At 73.3% G+C, this 1376-nt stretch carries 1 protein-coding gene; it reads left to right on the plus strand.

Translation table 11 applies throughout. The features are described 5' to 3' along the window. Nucleotides 1-222 precede the first annotated feature (222 nt). The gene (locus G3I40_RS37175; RefSeq protein ID WP_164559235.1) at nucleotides 223-1014 is read left to right on the plus strand and encodes a TIGR03936 family radical SAM-associated protein; all 792 of its coding nucleotides are present in this window, start codon (nucleotides 223-225) and stop codon (nucleotides 1012-1014) included. Nucleotides 1015-1376 lie beyond the last annotated feature (362 nt).

Consider the following 1376-nt stretch of genomic DNA (forward strand, 5'->3'; position numbering starts at 1 on the left):
GGAGCGCCCGTGCCGCCGTGCGCCAGGCCCGCGCCGACGTCCGCCGCGCGCTCTTCGGCGTCACCGAGCCGCCTGAGCCGCAGGTCACGGACCGGCGGGAACCGAGCGGCGCCGCGCCACGTACTCTAGGTAGCAGTACGACCGCACTCACGCAGACCGCATTCATTAAGGATTAGGACACTGGGCAAGCGACAGCCCGAAGGCCCGCCGCCCGCACCCGCGGTGCAGCGCATCCGCCTGCGCTACACCAAGCGCGGCCGCCTCCGGTTCACCAGCCACCGAGACTTCCAGCGCGCCTTCGAGCGTGCGCTGCGCCGCGCCGAGGTGCCCATGGCGTACTCGGCGGGGTTCACGCCGCACCCGAAGGTGTCCTACGCCAATGCCGCACCCACCGGCACGGGCAGTGAGGCCGAGTACCTGGAGATCGCGCTCACCGCACCGCGCGACCCCGAGAAGCTGCAGGAACTGCTCGACGAGTCGATGCCCGTCGGCCTCGACATCGTCGACGCCGTCGAGGCCCGCACCTCGGGCCTGGCCGACCGGCTCACCGCCTCCGTGTGGGAGCTGCGGCTCGACGGCGTGACGGTCGAGGAGGCCGCGCGCGCCGCAGAGGCGTTCCGCGCCGCCGAGACCGTCGAGGTCCAGCGCCGGACGAAGAACGGGATCCGTACGTTCGACGCCCGCGAGGCCGTCGTCAGCCTGGAGGCGGCAGAGGCCGCGGATGCTCCGGCTGATAGGCCCGGCGACAAGGCCTGTGCGATACTGCGCCTGGTTGTTCGGCACGTGACGCCTGCCGTACGACCCGACGACGTCCTGTCCGGTCTCCGCGCCGTGGCTGACCTGGCGCCGCCGGTCCCCGCAGCGGTGACCAGGCTGGCGCAGGGGCCTTTCGATGAAGAGACCGGCACGGTGACCGACCCGCTCGCGCCCGACCGCGAGGCAGTCCAGGCCCCCTCAAAGGAGGCTGCAGGATCTGCCGCCGCGACGGCGTCTGCCGTGGAAGGTTCCGCGTAAGGCGGTCGTCGTAGCGCAGCCCTCGTACTCGGGAGCCACCTGGGTCGGGCCGCGCACCCACCCAAGGACTTTCGCCAGGCCGTACGTACATCGCGTACCGGAACCGGCGAGAACAGACAGAGAGCCCCCGTGCGGCGCCCGCGCCCCGGACCGGCGGCACCGCGCTCGACACGATGCGCGTGAGCCGCAGACGTCACCGGTCACGGATCAGGCGCGGCGCCCGGGGGCCTGACGGGAGATCCACCCGCATGCCCGAGCAGAACGAAGCGAACGAACCCACCTCCGCCGTGGGCGACACCCCCAGCGACACGCTGCCCCCGCGCCGTCGGCGCCGGGCCGCGTCGCGCCCCGCGGGCCCGCCC

Origin of the sequence: Streptomyces sp. SID14478 (assembly GCF_010548525.1) — a bacterium.
In the GTDB taxonomy this organism is placed as follows: domain Bacteria; phylum Actinomycetota; class Actinomycetes; order Streptomycetales; family Streptomycetaceae; genus Streptomyces.